This window comes from Rothia sp. 11254D007BW (genome assembly GCF_053548195.1).
This window is the reverse complement of record NZ_JBPWPK010000001.1, coordinates 2,160,448-2,180,172: the sequence shown is the minus strand read 5'-3', so window position 1 is coordinate 2,180,172 and position 19,725 is coordinate 2,160,448. Positions and strand designations below refer to the sequence as shown.

General features: G+C 62.1%; 19 protein-coding genes and 1 tRNA gene. 9 read left to right on the top strand and 11 right to left on the bottom strand.

Annotation, left to right across the window (positions count from 1 at the left end):
• The first annotated feature begins 4 nt into the window (after nt 1-4).
• On the top strand, nt 5-604 hold the full coding sequence (locus tag ACEE43_RS09865) for a hypothetical protein (RefSeq protein ID WP_449108164.1): 600 nt from the start codon (nt 5-7) through the stop codon (nt 602-604).
• Between the two features lie 338 nt (nt 605-942).
• Here the strand turns inward: ACEE43_RS09865 and ACEE43_RS09860 are convergent, their stop codons facing one another.
• The 3 genes from ACEE43_RS09860 to ACEE43_RS09850 all read right to left on the bottom strand — a co-directional run bounded on the left by ACEE43_RS09860 (nt 943) and on the right by ACEE43_RS09850 (nt 3,700).
• Nucleotides 943-1,542, bottom strand: coding sequence for a methionine ABC transporter permease (locus tag ACEE43_RS09860; protein WP_185174719.1), 600 nt, complete (start codon nt 1,540-1,542; stop codon nt 943-945).
• Between the two features lie 59 nt (nt 1,543-1,601).
• Nucleotides 1,602-2,654, bottom strand: a complete 1,053-nt coding sequence (locus ACEE43_RS09855; protein ID WP_237207374.1) for a methionine ABC transporter ATP-binding protein — start codon at nt 2,652-2,654, stop codon at nt 1,602-1,604.
• A gap of 191 nt (nt 2,655-2,845) precedes the next feature.
• Entirely contained in the window at nt 2,846-3,700 is an 855-nt protein-coding gene (locus ACEE43_RS09850; protein WP_283490278.1) for a MetQ/NlpA family ABC transporter substrate-binding protein, read from the bottom strand.
• 308 nt (nt 3,701-4,008) lie between these two features.
• Here ACEE43_RS09850 and ACEE43_RS09845 point away from each other — a divergent pair, with 308 nt between their 5' ends.
• Entirely contained in the window at nt 4,009-5,154 is a 1,146-nt protein-coding gene (locus tag ACEE43_RS09845; RefSeq protein WP_449108163.1) for an N-acetylglucosamine-6-phosphate deacetylase, read from the top strand.
• Here the strand turns inward: ACEE43_RS09845 and ACEE43_RS09840 are convergent.
• A complete protein-coding gene (locus tag ACEE43_RS09840) occupies nt 5,151-6,869 on the bottom strand; it encodes a long-chain-fatty-acid--CoA ligase (RefSeq protein WP_449108162.1) in 1,719 nt (572 codons plus the stop codon). The two genes, ACEE43_RS09845 and ACEE43_RS09840, sit on opposite strands and share 4 nt — an antisense overlap.
• A 47-nt stretch (nt 6,870-6,916) precedes the next feature.
• Between ACEE43_RS09840 and ACEE43_RS09835 the strand changes: the two genes are divergently transcribed.
• The 6 genes from ACEE43_RS09835 (at nt 6,917) to ACEE43_RS09810 (ending at nt 11,865) form a co-directional block, all read left to right on the top strand.
• A complete protein-coding gene (locus ACEE43_RS09835; RefSeq protein ID WP_237222181.1) occupies nt 6,917-7,066 on the top strand; it encodes a hypothetical protein in 150 nt (49 codons plus the stop codon).
• 1 nt (nt 7,067) lies between these two features.
• The gene (locus ACEE43_RS09830; RefSeq protein WP_449108161.1) at nt 7,068-7,709 is read left to right on the top strand and encodes a sugar O-acetyltransferase; all 642 of its coding nucleotides are present in this window, start codon (nt 7,068-7,070) and stop codon (nt 7,707-7,709) included.
• Between the two features lie 27 nt (nt 7,710-7,736).
• Nucleotides 7,737-8,600 (top strand): hypothetical protein, encoded by an 864-nt coding sequence (locus ACEE43_RS09825; protein WP_449108160.1) that lies wholly within the window; start codon nt 7,737-7,739, stop codon nt 8,598-8,600.
• A gap of 174 nt (nt 8,601-8,774) precedes the next feature.
• Nucleotides 8,775-9,488, top strand: a complete 714-nt coding sequence (locus tag ACEE43_RS09820; protein WP_237196459.1) for a response regulator transcription factor — start codon at nt 8,775-8,777, stop codon at nt 9,486-9,488.
• Between the two features lie 147 nt (nt 9,489-9,635).
• Nucleotides 9,636-10,859: an ATP-binding protein gene (locus tag ACEE43_RS09815; RefSeq protein WP_431464039.1), complete on the top strand. Its 1,224-nt coding sequence runs from the start codon at nt 9,636-9,638 to the stop codon at nt 10,857-10,859.
• Complete coding sequence (locus ACEE43_RS09810; RefSeq protein WP_449108159.1) at nt 10,849-11,865, top strand: hypothetical protein; 1,017 nt, start codon at nt 10,849-10,851, stop codon at nt 11,863-11,865. Before ACEE43_RS09815 ends, ACEE43_RS09810 begins: the two co-directional genes overlap by 11 nt.
• Before the next feature lie 515 nt (nt 11,866-12,380).
• On the opposite strand, the gene ACEE43_RS09805 is transcribed toward ACEE43_RS09810, so the two are convergent.
• The 4 genes from ACEE43_RS09805 to ACEE43_RS09790 form a co-directional block, all read right to left on the bottom strand.
• Nucleotides 12,381-13,919 carry a dihydrolipoamide acetyltransferase family protein gene (locus ACEE43_RS09805; protein ID WP_449108158.1) on the bottom strand — a complete coding sequence of 513 codons (1,539 nt, stop codon included), beginning with the start codon at nt 13,917-13,919 and terminating at the stop codon, nt 12,381-12,383.
• 17 nt (nt 13,920-13,936) lie between these two features.
• Entirely contained in the window at nt 13,937-14,938 is a 1,002-nt protein-coding gene (locus ACEE43_RS09800; protein ID WP_449108157.1) for an alpha-ketoacid dehydrogenase subunit beta, read from the bottom strand.
• A gap of 3 nt (nt 14,939-14,941) precedes the next feature.
• Nucleotides 14,942-16,117 (bottom strand): thiamine pyrophosphate-dependent enzyme, encoded by a 1,176-nt coding sequence (locus tag ACEE43_RS09795; RefSeq protein WP_449108156.1) that lies wholly within the window; start codon nt 16,115-16,117, stop codon nt 14,942-14,944.
• Nucleotides 16,118-16,272: 155 nt separating this feature from the next.
• Nucleotides 16,273-17,409 carry a histidinol-phosphate transaminase gene (locus tag ACEE43_RS09790; RefSeq protein WP_449108155.1) on the bottom strand — a complete coding sequence of 379 codons (1,137 nt, stop codon included), beginning with the start codon at nt 17,407-17,409 and terminating at the stop codon, nt 16,273-16,275.
• Between the two features lie 144 nt (nt 17,410-17,553).
• Here ACEE43_RS09790 and ACEE43_RS09785 point away from each other — a divergent pair.
• A tRNA-Thr gene (locus ACEE43_RS09785) sits at nt 17,554-17,628 on the top strand.
• Between the two features lie 122 nt (nt 17,629-17,750).
• On the opposite strand, the gene ACEE43_RS09780 is transcribed toward ACEE43_RS09785, so the two are convergent.
• The 3 genes from ACEE43_RS09780 to ACEE43_RS09770 form a co-directional block, all read right to left on the bottom strand.
• On the bottom strand, nt 17,751-17,987 hold the full coding sequence (locus tag ACEE43_RS09780) for a hypothetical protein (protein WP_237205643.1): 237 nt from the start codon (nt 17,985-17,987) through the stop codon (nt 17,751-17,753).
• 35 nt (nt 17,988-18,022) lie between these two features.
• Nucleotides 18,023-18,874 (bottom strand): HpcH/HpaI aldolase/citrate lyase family protein, encoded by an 852-nt coding sequence (locus ACEE43_RS09775; RefSeq protein WP_449108154.1) that lies wholly within the window; start codon nt 18,872-18,874, stop codon nt 18,023-18,025.
• Nucleotides 18,875-18,972: 98 nt separating this feature from the next.
• Complete coding sequence (locus ACEE43_RS09770; protein ID WP_449108153.1) at nt 18,973-19,719, bottom strand: ABC transporter ATP-binding protein; 747 nt, start codon at nt 19,717-19,719, stop codon at nt 18,973-18,975.
• Nucleotides 19,720-19,725 lie beyond the last annotated feature (6 nt).

Genomic DNA, 19,725 nt, shown 5'->3' with positions numbered 1-19,725 from the left:
AGCAGTGATAGACCCCGAGAAGAACCCGCGCCCCTCCCGCTACGGCCGCCGCCTCGAAGACCTCAGCGACGACGAACGCGCCTACTACCGCGAATTCCTCCCGCCCCAAGCCCTGACCGGGCAGCAGGGGGCTGAAGAGCAGGTGCCGGGGCAGGCGTCCGCACCGCTCGGGTCAGGCACCACCGCCCACCCAGCGCGGACGAACCCCGACAGCCAGCGGGGTGCAAGGCCCCGCAGCCGCTGGTACTGGCTACCGCACTCTCTTACTATCCTGGCGGTGATGCTGGCGGTGGCATCTTTCTTGGTGGTGCCCTCTATCTACAGCGACGCGACCCCGGAACTGCGCCGTAACTATGTAATTATGTGGGCTGAGCTTGCCTTCTTCTTCCTACTCTTTGCTGCCCTGCTCTACGGAATCTTTGCCCTCTCCCGGTTCACCGACCACGACGATGAGGACGACGAGCGGCTCATGCGCCCCACCGATTTTGCGGAGTTCCTCTATGAGCAGGAGCTTGAACGCGGCACCGACCGAAAGGGCGGGGACGGGCCAGGTCTGGGCGGGCTCTACGACTCGTCCTGGATTAGCGGCAAGAAAAACGACTAGACAGCAAAAGGGCCGGCGCCCGACGGGGAACCGGCCCTTAGCTACCCCGGTTTTTGTGCAAGTACCCCCGTTTTTACCCGGGGTATCTGCACCAAAACTGGGGTACTTAGTAGAAGGGGCTGACAGGCATGCACGGCGTCTGCTGGCACGGGGCTGACTGGCTGAAGAGGACGCACGGATGCGCTGGGAGCCGGCTGGCTGGGGCTGGCAGGCATGCGCGGCGTCTGCTGGCACGGGGCTGGCGTGAATCATGACGAGCCCCCAGGCGAGGAATGAGAGGGTCGCAGACGCAAGCGTGCCTGCCAGCCCCCTGTTCTCCGCACGTCCTCCAAATTGCCTTATCGGCGCATGACCTTGCGGGCCAGCATGTTGCCCACCAGCTGGATGAGCTGCACCAGAATAATAATGACGGCGACAACTGACCAGGTGATGACTTCGTTGAAGCGCTGGTAGCCGTCCACCAGGGCGACCTTACCCAGGCCGCCACCGCCGATGTAACCGGCCATAGCCGACATGTCGACTACGCCGATGACCAGGAAGGTGTAGCCCAGGATTAGCGGGCCGAGGGCTTCGGGGATCATGACGGTGAAGAGAATACGCATCTTGGAGGCTCCCATGGCGCGGGCGGCCTCAATAACACCGGGGTCAATCGATACCATGTTCTGCTCGACGATGCGGGCAATGGCGAAGGTTGCGCCGAAGACCATGGCGAAGATGGCGGCGTTGACACCCAGGCGGGTGCCGACCACCATTTGGGTCAGGGGGCCCAGGGCTGCGAGGAGGATGATGAAGGGGATGGGGCGTACTACGTTAACCACGACGTTTAGCAGGATGTTGACGAAGCGGTTAGCCAGGATGTTGCCCTGGCGGGTGGTGTAGAGCAGCAGGCCGAAGATCATGCCTAGGGCACCGGCGACCAGCATGGTCAGTGAGACCATGTAGAGGGTGTCGCCGAGGGCGGGGATGAGTTTGTCGGTGACGAAGGTTGAGTCCACGGTTAGCGTACCTCCTGCACGCGGGTGACGGTCTTGAGTTCAGCGACCACAGCGTCGAGGCTGGTGACGTCGCCCAGCAGTTCGAGGGTGAGGTTGCCGTAGCTCTTACCTTGCAGGGTTTCGAGGCCGCCCTGCACGATGTTGAAGGAGACGTTGCGGGAGCCCAGGTAAGAGAGGACCTTGCCGATGCCGTTGTTGCCTTCGGTGATTTCGATGTTGATGAGGTAGCCCTTGTGGCGGGCTTTGAGGTCGGCAGCTTCGTCGCCTACAGGCAGGGACTTGACGGTGGTGCCCACGAAGCGGCGGGCGACCTCGGTTTGCGGGTTGGAGAAGACGTCGTAGACGTTGCCTGATTCGACCACACGGCCATTTTCCATGACGGCGACGCGGTCGGCGATGGTGGAGACGACGTCCATTTCATGGGTAATGACGATGACGGTGATGCCCAGCTCGGCGTTGACCTTTTTGAGCAGGTCGAGCACTTCAGCGGTGGTTTCGGGGTCCAGGGCGCTGGTTGATTCGTCGGCCAGCAGCAGGGAGGGTGAGGTGGCGAGGGCGCGGGCGATACCGACGCGCTGCTTCTGGCCGCCTGAGAGCTGGTCGGGGTAGTTTTTGGCCTTGTCGGCCAGGCCCACGAAGTCCAGCAGCTCGGCTACGCGTTCGGCGCGCTTGGCCTTGTCCCAGCCTGCGATGATGAGGGGGAATTCGACGTTGCCGGCAACGGTGCGGGAGTTCATGAGGTTGAACTGCTGGAAGATCATGCCGATGTTGGTGCGGACCTGGCGCAGCTGGGATTCGCGTTTACCTGCGATTTCAAAGCCGTCGACGGTGAGTGAGCCTTGGGTGATGGCTTCTAGGCCGTTGATCAGGCGAACCAGAGTTGATTTACCGGCACCGGAGTAGCCGATGATGGCGAAGATTTCACCCTTATTGATGGTGAGGTCTACACCGTTGACGGCGGTGACGGTTTTTTTGCCGACCTTGAACTCTTTGGTCACGTTGTTCAGCACGACCATGGGCTGGGGCCCGGTTGGCTGTAGTCGCTGTTCGGTCATGTCTTCTTCTTCGGTTGGGGGCTTACTGTGGCTGCGGGCGGACGCACCTGCTGGGGTGGGTGCACAAAGCGGCAGCTGCTGCGGGGCTAGAGCTGGGCACCGGACGGAGCCGAAGTGTCTAGCCTACCGCAGGTTGGCTGCCGCTTATGGGGTGCGTGAGCTAGCTCAAGGGTGAGCTTTCACCTAGTGTTTTAGCCGTTGCGCTTCTGCTCTTCGAGGGTTGCCAGGGTGGAGCGCAGTTCGGAGACGTCGGTGGTGACTTCAACTGCGGTGCCCTGGGTGTCTTCCTGTACCACTGCCTGAACTTCTTCGGTGTGGTAGAGCTCTACGATCTTCTTGTAGGTCTCGTTGTCGGCGTTATCGGCGGTGGAGACGAAGAGGTTGACGTAGGGGCGGGCTGACTCGTTAGCGGGGTCGTCCTGGGCCAGGGCGTCCTTGGGGTTCAGGCCGGCGTCCTTGAGGAAGTCGTTGTTGATAACGGAGCCGTCAACGGACTCGAGAGCGAGAACGGTCTGGGCTGCATCAACGGGGGTGACGGTGACCTTGGAGGCTGCGGTGTCGAGGTCGTCAACGGTGGGGCTGGTGGTTTCTGAGGTGAAGGAGACCAGGCCGTTAGCTTCAAGCAGCAGCAGGGCGCGTGCTTCGTTGACGGTGTCGTTGGGGATGGCGATTTCAGCACCCTGAGGCAGGGCGGAGATGGAATCGTGCTTGTTGGAGAACAGCGCCATGGGGTAGATAACGGTGGGGCCTACGATCTGCAGGTCGTCGTTTGCTTCTACGTTGTAGTTGGAGAGGTAGGCGATGTGCTGGAACCAGTTGAGGTCGATTTCGCCGGAGCTCAGAGCGGGGTTGGGCTGGGTGTAGTCGGAGAATTCAACGATTTCGATGTTGATTCCCTCTGCCTTAGCGACCTCAACGAGCTTGTCGTTGGAGGGGTCGGTGCCCACTACGCCGATTTTGACGACGTCGTCGCTGGAGGATGAGCCGCAAGCTGCAAGACCGAATGCAAGGGGTACGAGAGCCAGAGTGGCAACAAATTTCTTCACGGCTATGAATCTTTCTGTTGAGAAATAGTGGTGTGTGCGGCCACGGTTCAGCGGCACCGTCTCTAGCGCTGTGTGCTGATGTGGTTTCGGGCGTCCAGGCTAGACGCCTCTTCTATTAGAACACTGTGGCGCCACCGCTCCCCAATGCGGCTTCTTTTTGGGTCATATGTCACGTGTATGACCGCAACAAAAAGTTACGTCGTCATAAAACGTCATAAAAGGAAAGTTGGTTTACCGTGAACGCTCCGCAGCTTTGCTTGGTCGCCATGTACGATCAGTAAGTACATGAGGTATTGATAGGGGCACTGATGCCACGCACCATTCTTTTTCATTCGCTTCGCCATCTCACCCTGCAGAGCAGCCTCACAGTCTGGGTTCTGGTGGAGGGCGAGCGCCTGCTGGCCATGGGGGAAGGTGAGAGCTGGCGGGAGGAGCTGACGGCAGATCAGCTGGCCTCCACCCAGGTTCGCGAGGCCCACGACTGGCTCCTGGCCCCCGGCTTTACCGATATTCACTGTCACGGTGGGGGCGGCACTGCCTTTGAAGATGCCCCTGACGTTGCCCCTGCCCTGCGCGTGCACGGTCAGGCGGGGACGTCCGCCCTGGTAGCTTCCCTGGTGTCTAACCCGCTAGAGCAGATGCAGGCCAGCATGGCCCAGCTCCTGCCTCTGATGGATCAAAAGGTGCCGGGGCAGGCCCGTCTGGTGGGCTTTCATGCTGAGGGGCCCTTCATTTCCCCGGCGCATAAGGGGGCCCACGCCCCCGAGGCCCTGCGCACCCCAACACCCGATGCCCTGGAACAGCTCTGGGAGGCCTCAGAAGGTAGGCTCCTGCAGATTACCCTGGCACCCGAGACCGACCCCGGCTTGGCCACTCTGCAGCGCTGTGTGGAGCTGGGTATCAAAGTAGCGGTCGGGCATACCGACGCCACCTACGACCAGGCTAAAGCCGCCTTCGACGAGGGCGCGTCGCTACTGACCCACACCTTTAACGCCATGCGACCCCTTCACCACCGTCAGCCCGGCCCGGTGGCCGCTGCCGCAGACAGCTCCCACGTTACTCTGGAGGTTATTTGCGACGGGGTCCACGTACACGGGCCCATGGTGCGGGCCGCCTTCGCCCTGGCACCGGGGCGGGTAGCCCTGGTCACCGACGCTATGGCCGCTGCCGGGTGCGCGGACGGTCCCTACCGGCTGGGTTCTTTGGCGGTAGAGGTGCAGGACTCGGTTGCCCGCATCAGGGGTACCGAAACGATTGCAGGGAGCACCCTCACCCTAGCGCGAGCGGTAGAGCAGGCTGTCGCCTTCGGCATTCCCCTCACCGAAGCAGCCAGGGCTGCCACCAGCGTCCCCGCCGCTGCCCTCGGCCTAGCAGAGCCCGCAGACAGCTACGCCCTGCTGGGGGCGGACGGCTCCCTGCAGGGCGTGTTTCAAGCGCGAGCCTGCATAGCCTAGCTGTATTTGGCTTCGAGGCTTTCGCGCACCTTGCGGCGCAGGGTCTTGCCCAGCATGGAGCGGGGCAGTTCGTCGACCTCGTAGTAGTTCTTGGGTACCTTGTAGCGGGTCAGGCGCTCGTAGCAGTGCTGTTTGAGCTCTTCGGGGTCGATGGCGTGGCCCTCGGCGGGGATGATTACGGCGGTAACCTTTTCGCCGCCGGAGCCGTCCGGTAGGCCAACTACGGCGCAGTCCGCTACCGAGTCGTGCTGTTTGAGCACGTTTTCAACCTCGGTGGGTGAGACGTTGAAGCCGCCGGTGATGATGACTTCCTTGATGCGGTCAACGATTTCGATGAAGTAGTCGTGGTCCAGGCGCACGATGTCGCCGGTGCGTAGCCAGCCGCCGGGTAGCAGGGTTTTGCTGGTGTCTTCGCCGCGTTTCCAGTAGCCGCGCATGACCTGGGGGCCGCGTACCAGCAGTTCGCCTTCGGCGCCGTCGGGAACGTCTTTGAGGGTTTCGGGGTCGACCACGCGGATGTCGGTGGAGGGGAAGGGCACGCCGATTGAGCCTGCTCGGCGGGTGGAGTTCAGGGGGTTGCAGGAGACCAGGGGTGAGCACTCAGAGAGGCCGTAGCCTTCAACCAGCATGCCGCCGGTGGCTTCTTCCCATTCAGCGACCAGGTCGGTGGGCAGGTGCATGGCACCGGATACGGCGTAGCGGATGCCTTTCAGGGAGACACCGCGCTTTTTAGCTTCTTCGAGCATACGGCGGTAGACCGGGGGCACAGCAGGGAGAATCGTGGGGGTGGTTCGTTTCATGGCCCGGAAGATGAGGTCCATATCTACGGTGGGGAAGAGCACTAGGCGGGCCTTGCAGACCGCCGCGATGGTCTGGCCCAGGGTCATGCCGTAGGCGTGGAAGAGGGGCAGGACGGCGTAGATGACCTCGTCGTTGCCGGGCTGGATCCATTCCTCACCCATGCGTCCGTTGGATTCGAGGTTGCGGTGGGTGAGCATGACGCCCTTGGGCAGGCCGGTGGTGCCCGAGGTGTACTGGAGCAGGGCCAGGTCGTGGGCTGTGGGGCGGTGGTGGTCGGCGGCAAGGGGGCTGTTCTTCATGAACTGACGCCAGGGAGTGGTGCCGCGGGCGGTGCCTTCGAGCTTTTCGCGGGAGGCCTTGAGGCTGCCGATAGGCAGCTTGAGGGCGGTACGCATGGTGAAGGGCATCTCTTCGATCATGTTGACCGCGTAGATATTCTTAGGGCGGATATCGGCGGGCAGGGAGGTGATGTTGTCTGCGATCTTGTCCCAGACAATGGCGGCCTTGGCGCGGTGGTCTTCGAACATGTGGCGCAGCTCGGCGGAGGTGTAGAGGGGGTTGTGTTCAACCACCACAGCGCCCAGGCGCAGAATCGCGTAGAAGGCCACGATGTGTTGGGGGCAGTTGGGAAGGACGAGGGCCACGCGGTCACCGTGCTGAATACCGGCCTTGCGTAGGCCTTCGGCAACGCGCAGAATCTGGTCACCCAGTTCACCGTAGGTGGTGGTGGCGCCGAAGAATTCCAGGGCAATTTTCTGGGGAACGGTGCGCACGGCTTCAGCCATGAGGTGGCTCAGTGAGGTTTCCGGCAGAGCAACGTCTCTGTTGCTTTCTGGCCTGTAGTTCTTAACCCAGGGGCGGTGGGCTAAGGGGAAGTCGGTGTCGGTCTGGGATGAATTTTCGGCTGACTGCATACACACGATTGTGCCACAGGGGCGGTGGAGCTGACATACTTAGGGGTATGGCTCGACGTAGAAATGACGATATTAGCCCCGAAGAATTCCGGGAGCTCATGCGAGAGATTAACAAGCGCATGATTATTGCCGGTCTCATTGCAATCGGGGTTGGTCTGGCGATTATTGCTCTAATGACCCTGATGTATGGGAGCTAGCATGACGAACTGGAATGAACTGCGCGCCGGTAAGAGCGTCTTTGAGCAGATGACGGCGGGCTTTGCCTACCGCCCCGATCAGGAGTGTGCCGATACCCATTACCGGGTGGTGGAGCTGGTTGAGGAGTACACCCGTCTGTACCGGGCTCGCGATAGCCGCAAGCAGGAAGTACTGGCACAGATCGTTGGCTCTCTCGGTGAGGGGTCGATGATTCGCCCTTCGGTCTCCTTTGATTATGGAGTGAACACCCATATCGGGGCGGGGTGTTTCTTTAACTTTGGCTGTGTTTTTCTGGACGTGGCCCCCATTACCTTTGGCGATGCCGTCCTCGTGGGCCCCAACGTGCAGTTTTTGACCCCCACCCACCCCCTTAACCCGGTAGACCGTGAGGCCCTATGGGAAGGTGGCCTGCCGATTACGGTGGAGCGTAACGTCTGGATTGGCGGCGGGGCGATTCTCTGCCCGGGCGTCACCGTGGGTGAGAACGCCGTGATTGGCGCCGGTGCGGTGGTGACCAAAGATGTTCCGGCCAACGCTGTGGCTGTCGGCAACCCCGCACGGGTCATTAAGTATGTGAATGCCGATGAGCGCCCCGCCGACCCGGCCCACCAGTACAGCCCCCAGGCTCTGGGGCTAGCCTAAGTATTTCCACTACAGAAAGGGGTACCGGTGACCGAGCCGTCCCAGAACCGCCGCGACTTTGATGAGTGGGATGCCGTCTTTGAAGACTCCGACCCCACCCGGGTTCTCGATCCGCGTACCTTTGGGCAGGACGCCCGCGGCAGCCAGGCGTCCACCCCAGCAGACCCCGAGGTCTCGGCTACCCGCTACCAGCGCGTCCCGCCCGCAGAGCAGAACCACCAGCAGACCGCACCGCCCCAGGCGCAGCCCCAGCCCACGCAGCAGGTTTATTCTGCTGAACCGGCAACTCCTGCCCAGCCTCTGCAGGCGGTACCGGCGTCCGCCCGCCCGGCAGCGAATCTGGGCGTGACGGTGCCCGTTGCCGCCCTCAAACGGGTGCAGTTCATCCCGGCTTTCTGCGGTGCGCTGGTTGCCTACGGTTTGGCCACCGGGGGCCTGGCCCTAGCTCGAACTCTCATGGGGCTGCTGGGAGTATCTATCTACAGCGGCCTCACCGAAACGGTTCTAGCTGTTACCACACCCGCCAGCCGCACCCAGGCCCTGCCCTGGCTTATCACGGTCGCCGTCCTTATCTCGGTGGCCTTTGGTTTTGCAGGCTACACCGCCTCGCGCATGACGGCCCTAGCCCCCAGCAAACAGGCCGTGGGCGTCCTTGCCATGAGCACCCTGGGCGTACTTCTTGCCACCCTGCTCACCTGGGCAACCGCCCAGCTCACACACCCCCTAGCACCCGCCTACGCCCTCCAGCCCCTCTTGGCCCCCGATCTACCTATCGGTGCCCTGACCGTCCTGGCCACCGGTGTCCTAGCTCTTCTTGCCGCCCTCGCGGGAGCCGGGTTAGGCCTGCGCTACCACCGTGCCCTGACTACCGCGGACGCCCACAGCCGCTAAAACAGTAAGAGCGCGTCACCGCGCCCATAGTTCAGCCCACGAAGCACACTTTGCCTGTAAAATATTTTCGTAAGAAAAACACCCCGGTCTGCTCACCGCACCACACACAGCAACCGACGAGCAGCCACCGCCCACAGGTGAAGGTTGCACCAGCACACGAGGTAAGTAGGGATCATGAGCGTAGTACGCGTAGGCATTGTCGATGACCACGAAGTCGTCCGTGAGGGCATGCGAGCCGTCGCAGCAGGCGCCAGCGAAATCGAACTGGTCGCCGCAGCACCCACCGCGGCAGACCTTCTCGTTGCCCTGGGTCGCAGTCTCTCCGACCCCTCGTCCGCTGACCTGGGCAAGCTCAAGCGCGACTGCGACGTTGTGCTGCTCGACCTCTCCCTGCAAGATAAGTCCCGCCCCTCAGAAAACGTCGACATCCTGCAGCGTGCCGGCATCAAGGTGCTCATCTTCAGCATCGGAGAAAACCCCGGCCTGATTCGTGAAGCCCTCAAGGCAGGTGCCCTTGGTCTGGTGCGCAAGTCAGAGCCCCTCGAACATGCGCTGGCAGAAGCCAAGAACATCGCCGAAGGCAGGGCCGTTGTCACCAAGGAACTGGCAGCAGCAATCGACGGTGACCACGAGTTCTCCCGCGCCAACCTCTCCCCCCGCGAGCAGGAAACCCTGCGCCTCTACGCCTCAGGTTTCGCACAGGTACAGGTAGCCCGCCGCATGGGCATCAAGCAGTCCGCTGTTAAGACCAATATCGACCGTATCCGCGAGAAGTACGCCCGCGTCGGCCGCCCCGCCCCCACCAAGATCGACCTGCGTATTCGCGCTATCGAAGACGGCCTGGTTGATTCCATGGAAGACACCTCAACCGCAGACCGCAACCTCTAAGACGCGAAGACCTAAGGACGCACCCTGTCTACCACCACCGGCGGCGCCTCCCGGGACCTAGCCCACGCGCTACAACCGTCGCGGGCAGACCGCATCCGTTCTTTCTCCTTCAAGTCACTCTCCCTCACCACAGGGCAGCAGCGACTCATGGGGCCGAGCTCCTTCGGCCTCTACTGCACCCTGGAAATCATCTACTCCCTCATCGCTGTAGGTCTGCTATTCCAGTCGCTTGCCAACATCTCTGAGATTCGCGGGGGTGACTCCTACTGGTATCTGGCGATCATTCCCTTACTAGTAGCCCACGCTGCCCTGCTGATGTTCAACGGCATTCGCAAGGAGGTCTCTGCTAAGGTTGTGAGCTTTATGCTGGCGATCGCCTACGGCTCTTACCTTCTGTGGCCCTTCACGGTAGGGGCTGAACACTCCGCAATTCCCTGGTCTTGGCTCTTTGGCATCTATGCCATGCTGGTTCCGGTCTTCGAAGAAAGCCCGCGAGAGAGCATCATTCACAGCATCGTTTTCCCGGTGCTACTGGTCATCAGCTCGGTGTCTGCCCACGTGATCAAAGGCTCCCCCCTCGACGCCACCGAGCTTCTCATTCGTGTGGCCTATCTAGGCTTCTGTTGCGCCCTGCTGGCCGGCCTGGCCCGCTTTGCCCTCAACGCCGTCCGCGAATCAGATAAGACCTACTACGAGACCCTCTCTGCCCAGCTTCTGCTCAACCGCTCCCGCGACTACGCCAAGGAGCTGCAAGACTTCGATAAGCTGGTCCACGATAACGTGATGGCAGCCCTGCTCGACGCCAGCCGTAACCCCGGCGAGCTACCCCAGCGCACCCGACTGCTAGCCCGCCGCGCCATCGGCGTGCTCGAAGAAGAGGCTCTCAAGTCCCAGCCCCAGCGTCCCATCACCTTCCAGGCTCTAACCGAGCAGATTGCAGAGGGCGTGGAGCCCTGGAACCAGCGCCTGCGCTTTGTCTCCGACTCCATCGAAAAGCACCCGCTCGCCAGCCCCGATTCCACCCTGCCCTACACCGCAGCAAGGGCCTTCACCCACGCCGTCACCGAGGCGGTATCTAACTCTGCCCGCCACTCGGGCACCCGCACCACCCAGATCTCGATTCGTACCGAGATGCGCCGCCCCTTCAACTCCACCCGCTCCGACGAGGTGCGCCCCTACATTCTCTGCACCATCTCAGACAAGGGCCAGGGCTTCTCGATGAGCGATATCGATTTCCGCCGCCTGGGCGTGCGCGTGTCGATGATTCGATCGATGGAGGACGCCGGTGGTATGGTCACCATTACCTCGGCACCGGAGAAGGGCACCCGCGTCGTCGTCCAGTGGCCCCATGAGGAACCCAATGCTGGCTAAGTACTATCGCTCCCGCATCCTCACCCTCATTCTGGGTACCGTCACCCTGCTGATTCTGGGGTCTTTCTTCTTCTGGTACAACCACTACACCGTCACCCGCGCCCCCCACTGGGCGATTCTGCTGAGTCTCTACGCCCTGGCTACACTACCGGTTTTCCTTCCCACCAAGCGTCTGGCCCTGCCCGACGTCATGATGCCCATCATCATGGTGCTGGGGCTTAACTCGGTTGATACTACGCTGAGCGCTATCAGCCACTCGATTACCTTCTCCAATCTCTCCTGGCCCCTCATGGCCTACACCCTGCTGGCTGCGGGGCTGGTCTTGCGCCGTCATACCTTCTTTGGCTGGCTCTTCTTTTGTGGCTTTGTGGTGCTGGTGCTGAGCTGGCACACCAACTATTTCGATACCCGCCTGACGCTCTCTACCGAGTTTGCTATCCCCTTCCTGCTCATGCTGGTGAGCATGATTGTGCCCAAGCAGATTGAGCAGGCGGTCTCTAAGACCAGGCAGGCCCGCGGTATGCGCATTATCGCGGACGCCGGGCGCGCCGAAGAGACCGATATGGGCGCTATCGCTACCCAGCGTGTGCAGGAGGTCCGCGCCCTGACCGAGGATATGCTGCACCGCATCGCCTATAACGAGTCACCGGTGACCCGCGCCGAGATGGACGAATTCCGCTTCACCGAGGCGCAGCTGCGCGATACGATTCGCGGTCGCTACATCGTGAATAAGGAGATTCTGGACGCCGCCTGGCTGGCCCGCCAGCGCGGGGTCAAGGTCGATATTCTGGACGAGCGCGGCTCGGCCCTACCCTCCCGCGTATCGCTGGCGCTTACCCAGTGTGCGGTTGATCTTTTTGACAACGCCTCAGGCGGTACTATCACGGTGCGCGCCTTCCCCGCCGACGACCAAACCGCCGTGATGCTAGTGCACGATGGCAATTCAGAGGACGAAGAGCCGAGCGCTATCGAAATCTCTCAAACCGGTGTGATTGAGCGTTTCTAGTCTCCTGCGGTCTGGGTCTTCTGCACCACGGTGGGGCCATCTTGTGGACGTTTTAAGGGAAGCCCTCAACCGGTTGCCCCCTGCTTAAGACCTAGTGTCGCCCTATATGAGGACATACAGCGGCCTATAACCTTAGCTAAAATATAAGTACCTTGAATGCTTCTTGCATCGAGTCGGGGGACTCGGTGTTCTGGCGACGTTGGGGGACTGACCCAGAGCTTATCAAGAGAAGTTCTTTCAAGGGCATAAGGTAACCTACGAGACCTGAACCCATGTGGGCTCAGTGCCCATAGATTCGGATTTCTTGGGGGAGATAATTCGGATTATGCTCCAGGTTTCGTACCTTGGCGTTGTGAGGCTCCCGCCCTAACCGGCGGGAGCCTCACTCTGTTCACACTCGTTCCGTTGGTTTTTAGCCATCAGGTTGAACTTTCGACGGAGCCAGCGAGGTTACCGTGTGCTGCAAGGCCCGGGCACTCTTTTACAGTGCCCGGGCCTTGTGCTTTCCCAGCGTTTTACATATCCAGAAGCAGGGCAGGCTCTTCTAGGATCGAAGCCACATCGGCTAAGAACTTAGCGGAGAGATCACCGTCAAGGACGCGGTGGTCAAAGGAGCCACCTAGGGTAGTGACCCAGCGGGGGATGACCTCACCATCGACAACCCAGGGCTTCTGCTTGATGGTGCCAAAGGCAATAATGGCAGCCTCACCGGGGTTGATAATCGGGGTTCCGGTATCAATCCCCAGAGAACCAATGTTGGTGATAGTCATGGTGCCCTGCTGCATTTCGGCGGGCTGGGTCTTCCCCTCGCGGGCCCTGGTCGTCAGGTCGTTAAGAGCCAGGGCTAGTTCGCGCAGGTTCATGGTCTGGGCGTCCTTGATATTAGGCACCATCAAACCCCGTGGAGTGGCAGCTGCTATCCCCAGGTTCATGAAGTGCTTAATCTGAATCTCAGAGTCGGTCCAGGTGGCGTTAACCTGAGGGGTTCGGGCGGTAGCCCAAATGACGGCCTTGGCCAGGATCAGCAGCGGGGTAACCTTAACACCCTCAAACTGGGGGGACTTTTTGAGTCGCTTGACGAACTCCATGGTGCGGGTGGCGTCCACGTCCACGAAAATAGAGACGTGAGGGGCCTTGAAAGCAGATTCGACCATGGCTTTGGCGGTGGCCTTGCGGACGCCCTTGACCTTGATACGTTCGATGCGGTCGCCGCCAACACCTGCCGGGATCCAGAAGCTGGTGGGGTCGGTGGTGTCGGTGACGTTGGCCTGCTCGCTGAGACTTAGGTGGGCTGCGTAGTTGAGCAGGTCTCGCTTGGTCACCTGCCCCTGGTCACCGGTGGGGGTCACTTGAGCTAGGTCAATGCCCATGTCTTGAGCGGCTTTACGCACGGGGGGCTTGGCGAGGGGCTGGCGGCGGGGTACCTCACTGGTGCCGGTTTCTGTAGGTAGCTCGTGGCTTCCCAGGCGGCGGAGCACTCCCTTGCCGCCTTCGCCCAGGAGCTTGCCTGCGCGGGCGGGCAGGCCGGTCAGCAGCTGACGGCGGCTGTCGGTGCTCAGCGGTACGGACGCCGCTGCAGGGGCGAACGTATCTGTACCAGCGGTTGCCGCAGGCTGGGGGACGGCGACGGGCTGGGCAGCAACCGGGTGGGTAGCGGCTGTCTTCTTACGGGCCCGGCGCTTGACGGGGTCGGCCTTGGGGCCTGAGCCTACCAGGGCGTTGCCGCCGCCCTGCTCCCCTGCCGGTGCGGCAGACTGCTGGGGGGCGGCGTCCGGACGCTCTGCCGCAGGCCTACTCCCCCCGCCATCTTCGGCGCCTTCCCCGGCGATAGCGATGATGGGGGTGCCTACCTCTACCGTCTCGCCCTCGGCAACCAAGAGCTCCTGCACGGTGCCCTCGTAGGGGGAGGGCAGCTCAACGACCGACTTGGCGGTCTCGATTTCAACGAGCACGTCGTTGACCTCGACGGTGTCGCCGGGGGCTACCTTCCAGCTGAGGATTTCTGCCTCGGTGAGGCCTTCGCCCACATCGGGCAGGTTAAAGATCTGTGACATGGTGTGCCTTTCGGGCTTTAGTAGGCCAGGGAACGGTCGACGGCTTCGAGCAGGCGGTCGATGCCGGGCACGTACTCTTCTTCGACGCGGGAGACGGGGTAGGGCATGTGGTAGCCGCCCACGCGGATCACGGGGGCCTCGAGGTGGTAGAAGCAGCGCTCGGTTATGGCGGCTGCGATGTCTGAGCCAATACCGCCGAAGGCGGGAGCCTCATGGGCCACCACAAGACGCCCGGTTTTCTGCACCGAAGCCTCGATGGTGGGGATATCAAGCGGTGAGAGGGAGCGCAGGTCGATGACCTCGATGGAGCGGCCGTCCTCAACCGCGGCCTGGGCGGCAGCCAGGGCCACCGGAACCAGCGGGCCGTAGGTGGCGATAGTGAGGTCGTCGCCCTCACGTACTACCTGGGCGGTAAAGGGGTCGAAGTCGGTATCTGCCAAGTTGACCTCGCCCTTCATCCAGTAGCGGCGCTTGGGCTCGAAGTAGATGACCGGGTCGGGGTGGGCGATGGCTTTGCGGAGCATCCAGTAGGCGTCGTGGGGGGACGAGGGGGTCACCACGCGCAGGCCCGGGGTATGGGTGAAGAGGGCCTCGGGGGACTCCGAGTGGTGCTCTACCGAGCCAATCATGCCGCCGTAGGGAATACGGACGGTAACGGGCACCTCGTACTGGCCGTGGGTGCGGCCGTGCATTTTAGAGAGCTGCGAGGTGATCTGGTTGAAGCCGGGGAAGACGAAACCATCGAACTGAATTTCGGGTACGGGCCGGTAGCCGCGCAGGGCCATGCCGATGGAGGTTCCGATAATACCGGATTCGCCCAGGGGGGTGTCCATGACGCGGGTGGGGCCAAAGGTTTTTTGCAGGCCGTCGGTTACGCGGTAGACACCGCCGAGTTTGCCGATGTCTTCGCCCAGGGCCAGAACCTTGCGGTTGGCGGTCATTTCATCGTGTAGGGCGCGGGTAATAGCCTTAGCCAGGGTGAGGGTTTCGGTGCCCTGCTGAGGGGTCTGGTCTGACATGGTTTAGTCCTCCTCGAAGCCGTCGTTGTAGGCGCGGTAGAAGGCGCGGTCGTCCTCAACCTGCTGGTGGGGGGCCGCGTAGGCGCGGTCCAGGTAGGTTTCGAAGGTGTCCGGTTCGCTGGCAAGAACGTAGGAGCGGACGCCCTTCACCTGCTCTTTGGTGTAGGCGGTGACCTCGTCAAAGAAGGCGTCATCGGCCTGGCCTGTTGAGCGCAGGTAGGCTTCGAGGCGCACCATGGGGTCGAGCGGCTCGTAGGTGGCGCCGTGGTCTTCGGGGCGGTACTTGGTGGGGTCGTCGGCCGTGGTGTGGGGGCCGAGTCGGTAGGTTTCTGCCTCAATCAGCACGGGCCCCTCCCCCGCCCTGATTTTGTCCATGGCGTAGCGGGTGGCGGCGTAGACGGCTAGCACGTCGTTGCCGTCCACGCGCAGACCCTCGAAACCGTAACCGGCGGCGCGGGTTGAGATGGGCACGCGGGACTGCACGCTAAAGGGCACAGAGATGGCCCAGTGGTTGTTTTGCACAAAGAACAGGACGGGCGCGTTGTAGCTGGCCGCAAAGACCATAGATTCGTGTACGTCGCCTTCGGTGGTTGACCCGTCGCCAAAGTAGACCGCTACGGCGGGTTTCTCGGCGTCCTGTTCGGGGTCGGTTCCCTGCCCCTGGCCGGTCTGGGCCTGACCGGTTTCTGACTGGATCTCGGCGTCGAGGTTCAGGCCCATGGCGTAGCCGGTGGCGTGGAGTACCTGGGCGGCCAGCACCAGGGTATAGGAGTGCACGTTGTGTTTTTTAGCGTCCCAGCCCAGGGTGCCTGAGCCCCGGAAGAGGGGGGTGATTTCTTCGGGAGTAATACCGCGTTCAAGGAGCACCCCGTGGTCGCGGTAGGAGGGGAAGATGTAGTCGTTGGCGGCAAGGGCCCGAGCGGACGCCACCTGGGCAGCTTCCTGCCCGCGGGAGGGAACCCAGAGAGCCAGCTGCCCCTGGCGTTGCAGGGAGGTCATTTCGTCGCAGAAACGGCGGGTCAGGGCCATGGTGCGGTACATGTCTTTGAGGTCTTCGCCGGTGAGTTCGTCGGCGTAGGCTGAGAAGCTGGTGTGGGAGGTGGTCTCACCCGCTTCGTTCATGAGCTGGATACGCTCTGGTATTCCCCAGGGATTACCTGGGGTTTGTGTCTGTGACATGGGGTCTCCGGTCTTGCTCTGTTACTACCTTTTCTTAACCCTACGCCTGCTCAGGGGCAGAGAGGGCCTATTTTTAGAATTTTGAGGGATTAATTGCAAATAAGTTGAGGTAGGCGGGCGGTCAGATGGCCCCGTCCGCCTACCGTCCGCCTGCCCTAGAGGGGCTTATCAGTGCGTCCTTCGAACTCTGCTGCGATTTTGAGCAGGCGGGCGTTGGCTTCATCCTCGCCAATGCTCACGCGCACGCCCTCGCCGGCGAAAGCGCGCACGGACAGGGCGTTGGCTTCAGCCAGGGCAGCGAAGGCTGCCGAGTGCTCACCCAGGGGTAGCCAGACGAAGTTTGCACGGGTTTCGGGCACCCAGTAGCCCAGATCTTTGAGACCGGCGACGACCTTTTCACGCTCAGCCACCAGGTGCTCCACGCGCTCCATAACCTCATCGTTATGGTCAAGGGAGGCCACGGCGGCCTTTTCGGCAAGGGCACTTACAGCAAAGGGGGTCGCACCCACGCGCAGGTGGGCGGTGACCTCGGGGTGGGTGATGGAGTAGCCCACGCGCAAACCCGCCAGCCCCTGGGCCTTGGAGAAAGTGCGCAAAATAGCGACGTTGGGGTAGTCGGGGTAGACGTCCAGGCCATTGACGGGAGGCTCTTGCCCTTCAGGAATCTCGGAGGCCGCACAGAATTCGAAGTAGGCCTCATCGATGACCACCAGCACGTCACTGGGCACCTTGGCCAGGAAGTCACGCACCTGCGACTCGGTGACGGCGGGGCCGGTGGGGTTGTTGGGGGTGCAAATCAGGATGACGCGGGTCTGGTCAGTGACAGCTGCGGCCATGGCATCCAGGTCGTGGGCACCGTTGGGCAGGTTGGGCACCTGCACGCTCTTAGCACCCGCTAGGCCAACGCAGATGGGGTAGGCCTCGAAGGAGCGCCAGGCGTAAATTACTTCATCCTGCACACCGTCGGCGTGGGTTCCTGCGAAGGTGGTCAGAATCTGGGTCAGAGCACCCAGACTGCCTGCACCGGTGACGATGTCGCTAGGGTCAACCCCCAAGTGCTCCCCCAGGGAGGTGCGCAGGGCGGTGGAGAGCGGGTCGGGGTAGCGGTGGACGGTATCAAACTCAGCCAGAATCTGAGCTACCGAGGCCACCGGCCCGAAGGGGTTCTCGTTGGATGAGAGCTTGTACTGGGTGAGCCCCTCAACCGGCACCGGGGGTTTACCGGCGGAGTATTTGGGAAGCTGGTTGAAGACCGGGCGGGGGTGTAGCCCGGAACGCTGTGAACTTGTCATGCCATCCATTCTAGTGTCGCAGGCCACAAAATCTAGGGTTGGGGGACCGCTCTTTTGGTCAGCGGTGCACGCAACCGGTGGTTGCAGCCCTCTCTTTCTGGTAAAGTTTTCTTTCGTTCGCCCCTGATAAAGGGGTAGGAACAGGCCTCCATAGCTCAGGGGTAGAGCATTTCCCTCGTAAAGAAAAGGTCGTCGGTTCAAATCCGACTGGGGGCTCCATCAACAAAATCTCGCGACCCGCACCGGTTCAGGTGCGAGCCGCGAGATTTTTTGTTGTCTATAGACCGTCCGTGCGGACGCGTCCACCCGCTTCCGGCGTCACCCGAGCCTGCGCGGGTGAGCTAGCCTTCGTCCAGGTGGTTTTCGGCCCCGTACCCGATGAGGTAGGCCCAAATCCAGGCGGTAATAACCGCCAAGAAAGGTACCACCAGCAGGTGGGTGTCGTTGGCAAAAAGCCAGCGATAGAAGCCCCAGAGAGCCAATGAGGGCACGAGGAGCAGGGCAAAGAGCAGCAAGAAACCGCGGGAGAAGCCGCCGCTGGGCGTCCTGCGCGTTTGAAAACCGAGATATTTCTTCACGCTGCCTATCCTATCGCTGTCACCTGGGAGTTCTTCTAGCTACGCCACAGGCCGTAGGTCTTGGCCAGGGATGAGACCTTGCGGGCGCGGGCCAGACGGGGCAGGTAGGAGCCGTCCTTGGGCACAGAGTCCCCCTCGCTCTTCTGCAGTAGCTCGCGGGCCCACTCGATTTCATCGGCGCTGGGAGCTAGGCCAACGTTGATGGTTTCGGTCTGGCCGGGGTCGAGGGTGAGCTTACCGGTCATGCCGTGGCTGGTGGTCACCGCGCAGTCCTTGAGCAGATCCCCGCCGTGCTTGCCCACGGAGGGGCCGTCAATGGGGCCGGCTAGACCGCCAACACGGGAGGCTAGCACCAGCTGCGAGCGCGCATAGGCCAGGGCGATGGGGTCGGCGGAGACGCCGGTGTCGCGGCGGTAGTCGCCTACGCCGAAGGCCAGGCGGAAGGTACCGGGGGCCTTGGCAATGCGTACCACGTTGACCATGCCCAGGGCGGTTTCGATCAGGGCAATGACGGGGGTACCAGCAGGGAGCATCATGGCGGTGCGGGTGACGTGGTCGGGGTGTTCGGTCATGGCTAGCATGACGCCTTTGAGCCCGGTTGCCCGGTTGAGGGCTTCAAGGTCTTTGGCCCAGTGGTCGCTTTCAATGCCGTTGATACGTACCCAGGCTGAGGCACCCTGGTTGAGCATCTCGATAGTGTGCTCGCGGGCTTCGTCCTTCTTCTCCTCGGGGCAGCCGTCTTCAATGTCGATGATGACCGAGTCAGCTTCAGATTCTAGGGCTGCGGCAATGGTTTCTTCGCTGGCGGCGGCTGAGACCAGCAGCCAGGAGCGGGAGAGGCGGGCGGGCAGGGAGGCGGCGCGTTCGTTGCGGTGAAAGTTAATCACGGGTGTGTCCTTGTAAAGGTTATTTTGACCTCTTCAAGTTTACCCTGCCCGCTGGGGCCCGGGAGGGCTGTCTCTCTGGGTAAAACCTAGGCTTCCGGTCAGGCCTGGAGTCGGCCGTCAACCATGTGTTCTACCCGGTGGGTGAGCTGGATCTGTTCGAGGTCGTGGGTGATCATGAGGGTTGCGGTCTTGAACTCGGCGGTGATGTTGGCCAGGAGCTCGACGATGGCGGCGGAGCGTTCGGCGTCAAGGGCGCTGGTGGGCTCGTCAGCCAGGAGCAGGGAGGGCGAGCCCATGAGGGCGCGGGCGATATTGACGCGCTGACGCTGACCGCCGGAAAGCTGGTGTACACGGCGGTTGGCGGCTTCGCCCAGCCCCACCATGTCGAGCAGGTCGGCGGCGGTGGCACGGGCGGCTTTGAGTTCTGCTCCTCGGGTGCCGCTGATGCGGGCGGTGAGTTCTAGCTGTTCGGCGGCGGTGAGGGAGGCAATGAGGTTGGGTTGCTGGAAGATAATGCCGATGTCGGTGCGGCGCAGGGCCGCAAGGTCGGCGTCCTTATAGGCGGTGGTGTCGGTGCTGTTGATCAGGCGGGCCCCGGCTGTGGGGGTGATGAGCCCGGCGGCGACCGAGAGCAGGGATGACTTACCCGAGCCGGATGCCCCGGTTAGGGCGATGAACTCGCCGCGGCTGGCAGTGAGGTTCACGTGGTCGAGGGCGCGCATGGTACGCGGGGTACCGTCGGCGTCTACACCGTCGGGGTAGTTCAGCACGATGTCGCGCAATTCAAGGACGCTGGGGGCAACCAGGGTTTCCTCAGCCAGGGGGCGGGTGAGTAGGTCAGTCATGAATAG

Bases quoted from the DNA above. Each gene is read 5' to 3' on its own strand.
- ACEE43_RS09860 (WP_185174719.1), bottom strand. From the start codon at position 1,542: ATGGTCTCACTGACCATGCTGGTCGCCGGTGCCCTAGGCATGATCTTC.
- ACEE43_RS09855 (WP_237207374.1), bottom strand. From the start codon at position 2,654: ATGACCGAACAGCGACTACAGCCAACCGGGCCCCAGCCCATGGTCGTG.
- ACEE43_RS09845 (WP_449108163.1), top strand. From the start codon at position 4,009: ATGCCACGCACCATTCTTTTTCATTCGCTTCGCCATCTCACCCTGCAG.
- ACEE43_RS09840 (WP_449108162.1), bottom strand. From the start codon at position 6,869: ATGCAGTCAGCCGAAAATTCATCCCAGACCGACACCGACTTCCCCTTA.
- ACEE43_RS09835 (WP_237222181.1), top strand. From the start codon at position 6,917: ATGGCTCGACGTAGAAATGACGATATTAGCCCCGAAGAATTCCGGGAG.
- ACEE43_RS09830 (WP_449108161.1), top strand. From the start codon at position 7,068: ATGACGAACTGGAATGAACTGCGCGCCGGTAAGAGCGTCTTTGAGCAG.
- ACEE43_RS09820 (WP_237196459.1), top strand. From the start codon at position 8,775: ATGAGCGTAGTACGCGTAGGCATTGTCGATGACCACGAAGTCGTCCGT.
- ACEE43_RS09815 (WP_431464039.1), top strand. From the start codon at position 9,636: ATGGGGCCGAGCTCCTTCGGCCTCTACTGCACCCTGGAAATCATCTAC.
- ACEE43_RS09810 (WP_449108159.1), top strand. From the start codon at position 10,849: ATGCTGGCTAAGTACTATCGCTCCCGCATCCTCACCCTCATTCTGGGT.
- ACEE43_RS09805 (WP_449108158.1), bottom strand. From the start codon at position 13,919: ATGTCACAGATCTTTAACCTGCCCGATGTGGGCGAAGGCCTCACCGAG.
- ACEE43_RS09800 (WP_449108157.1), bottom strand. From the start codon at position 14,938: ATGTCAGACCAGACCCCTCAGCAGGGCACCGAAACCCTCACCCTGGCT.
- ACEE43_RS09795 (WP_449108156.1), bottom strand. From the start codon at position 16,117: ATGTCACAGACACAAACCCCAGGTAATCCCTGGGGAATACCAGAGCGT.
- ACEE43_RS09790 (WP_449108155.1), bottom strand. From the start codon at position 17,409: ATGACAAGTTCACAGCGTTCCGGGCTACACCCCCGCCCGGTCTTCAAC.
- ACEE43_RS09770 (WP_449108153.1), bottom strand. From the start codon at position 19,719: ATGACTGACCTACTCACCCGCCCCCTGGCTGAGGAAACCCTGGTTGCC.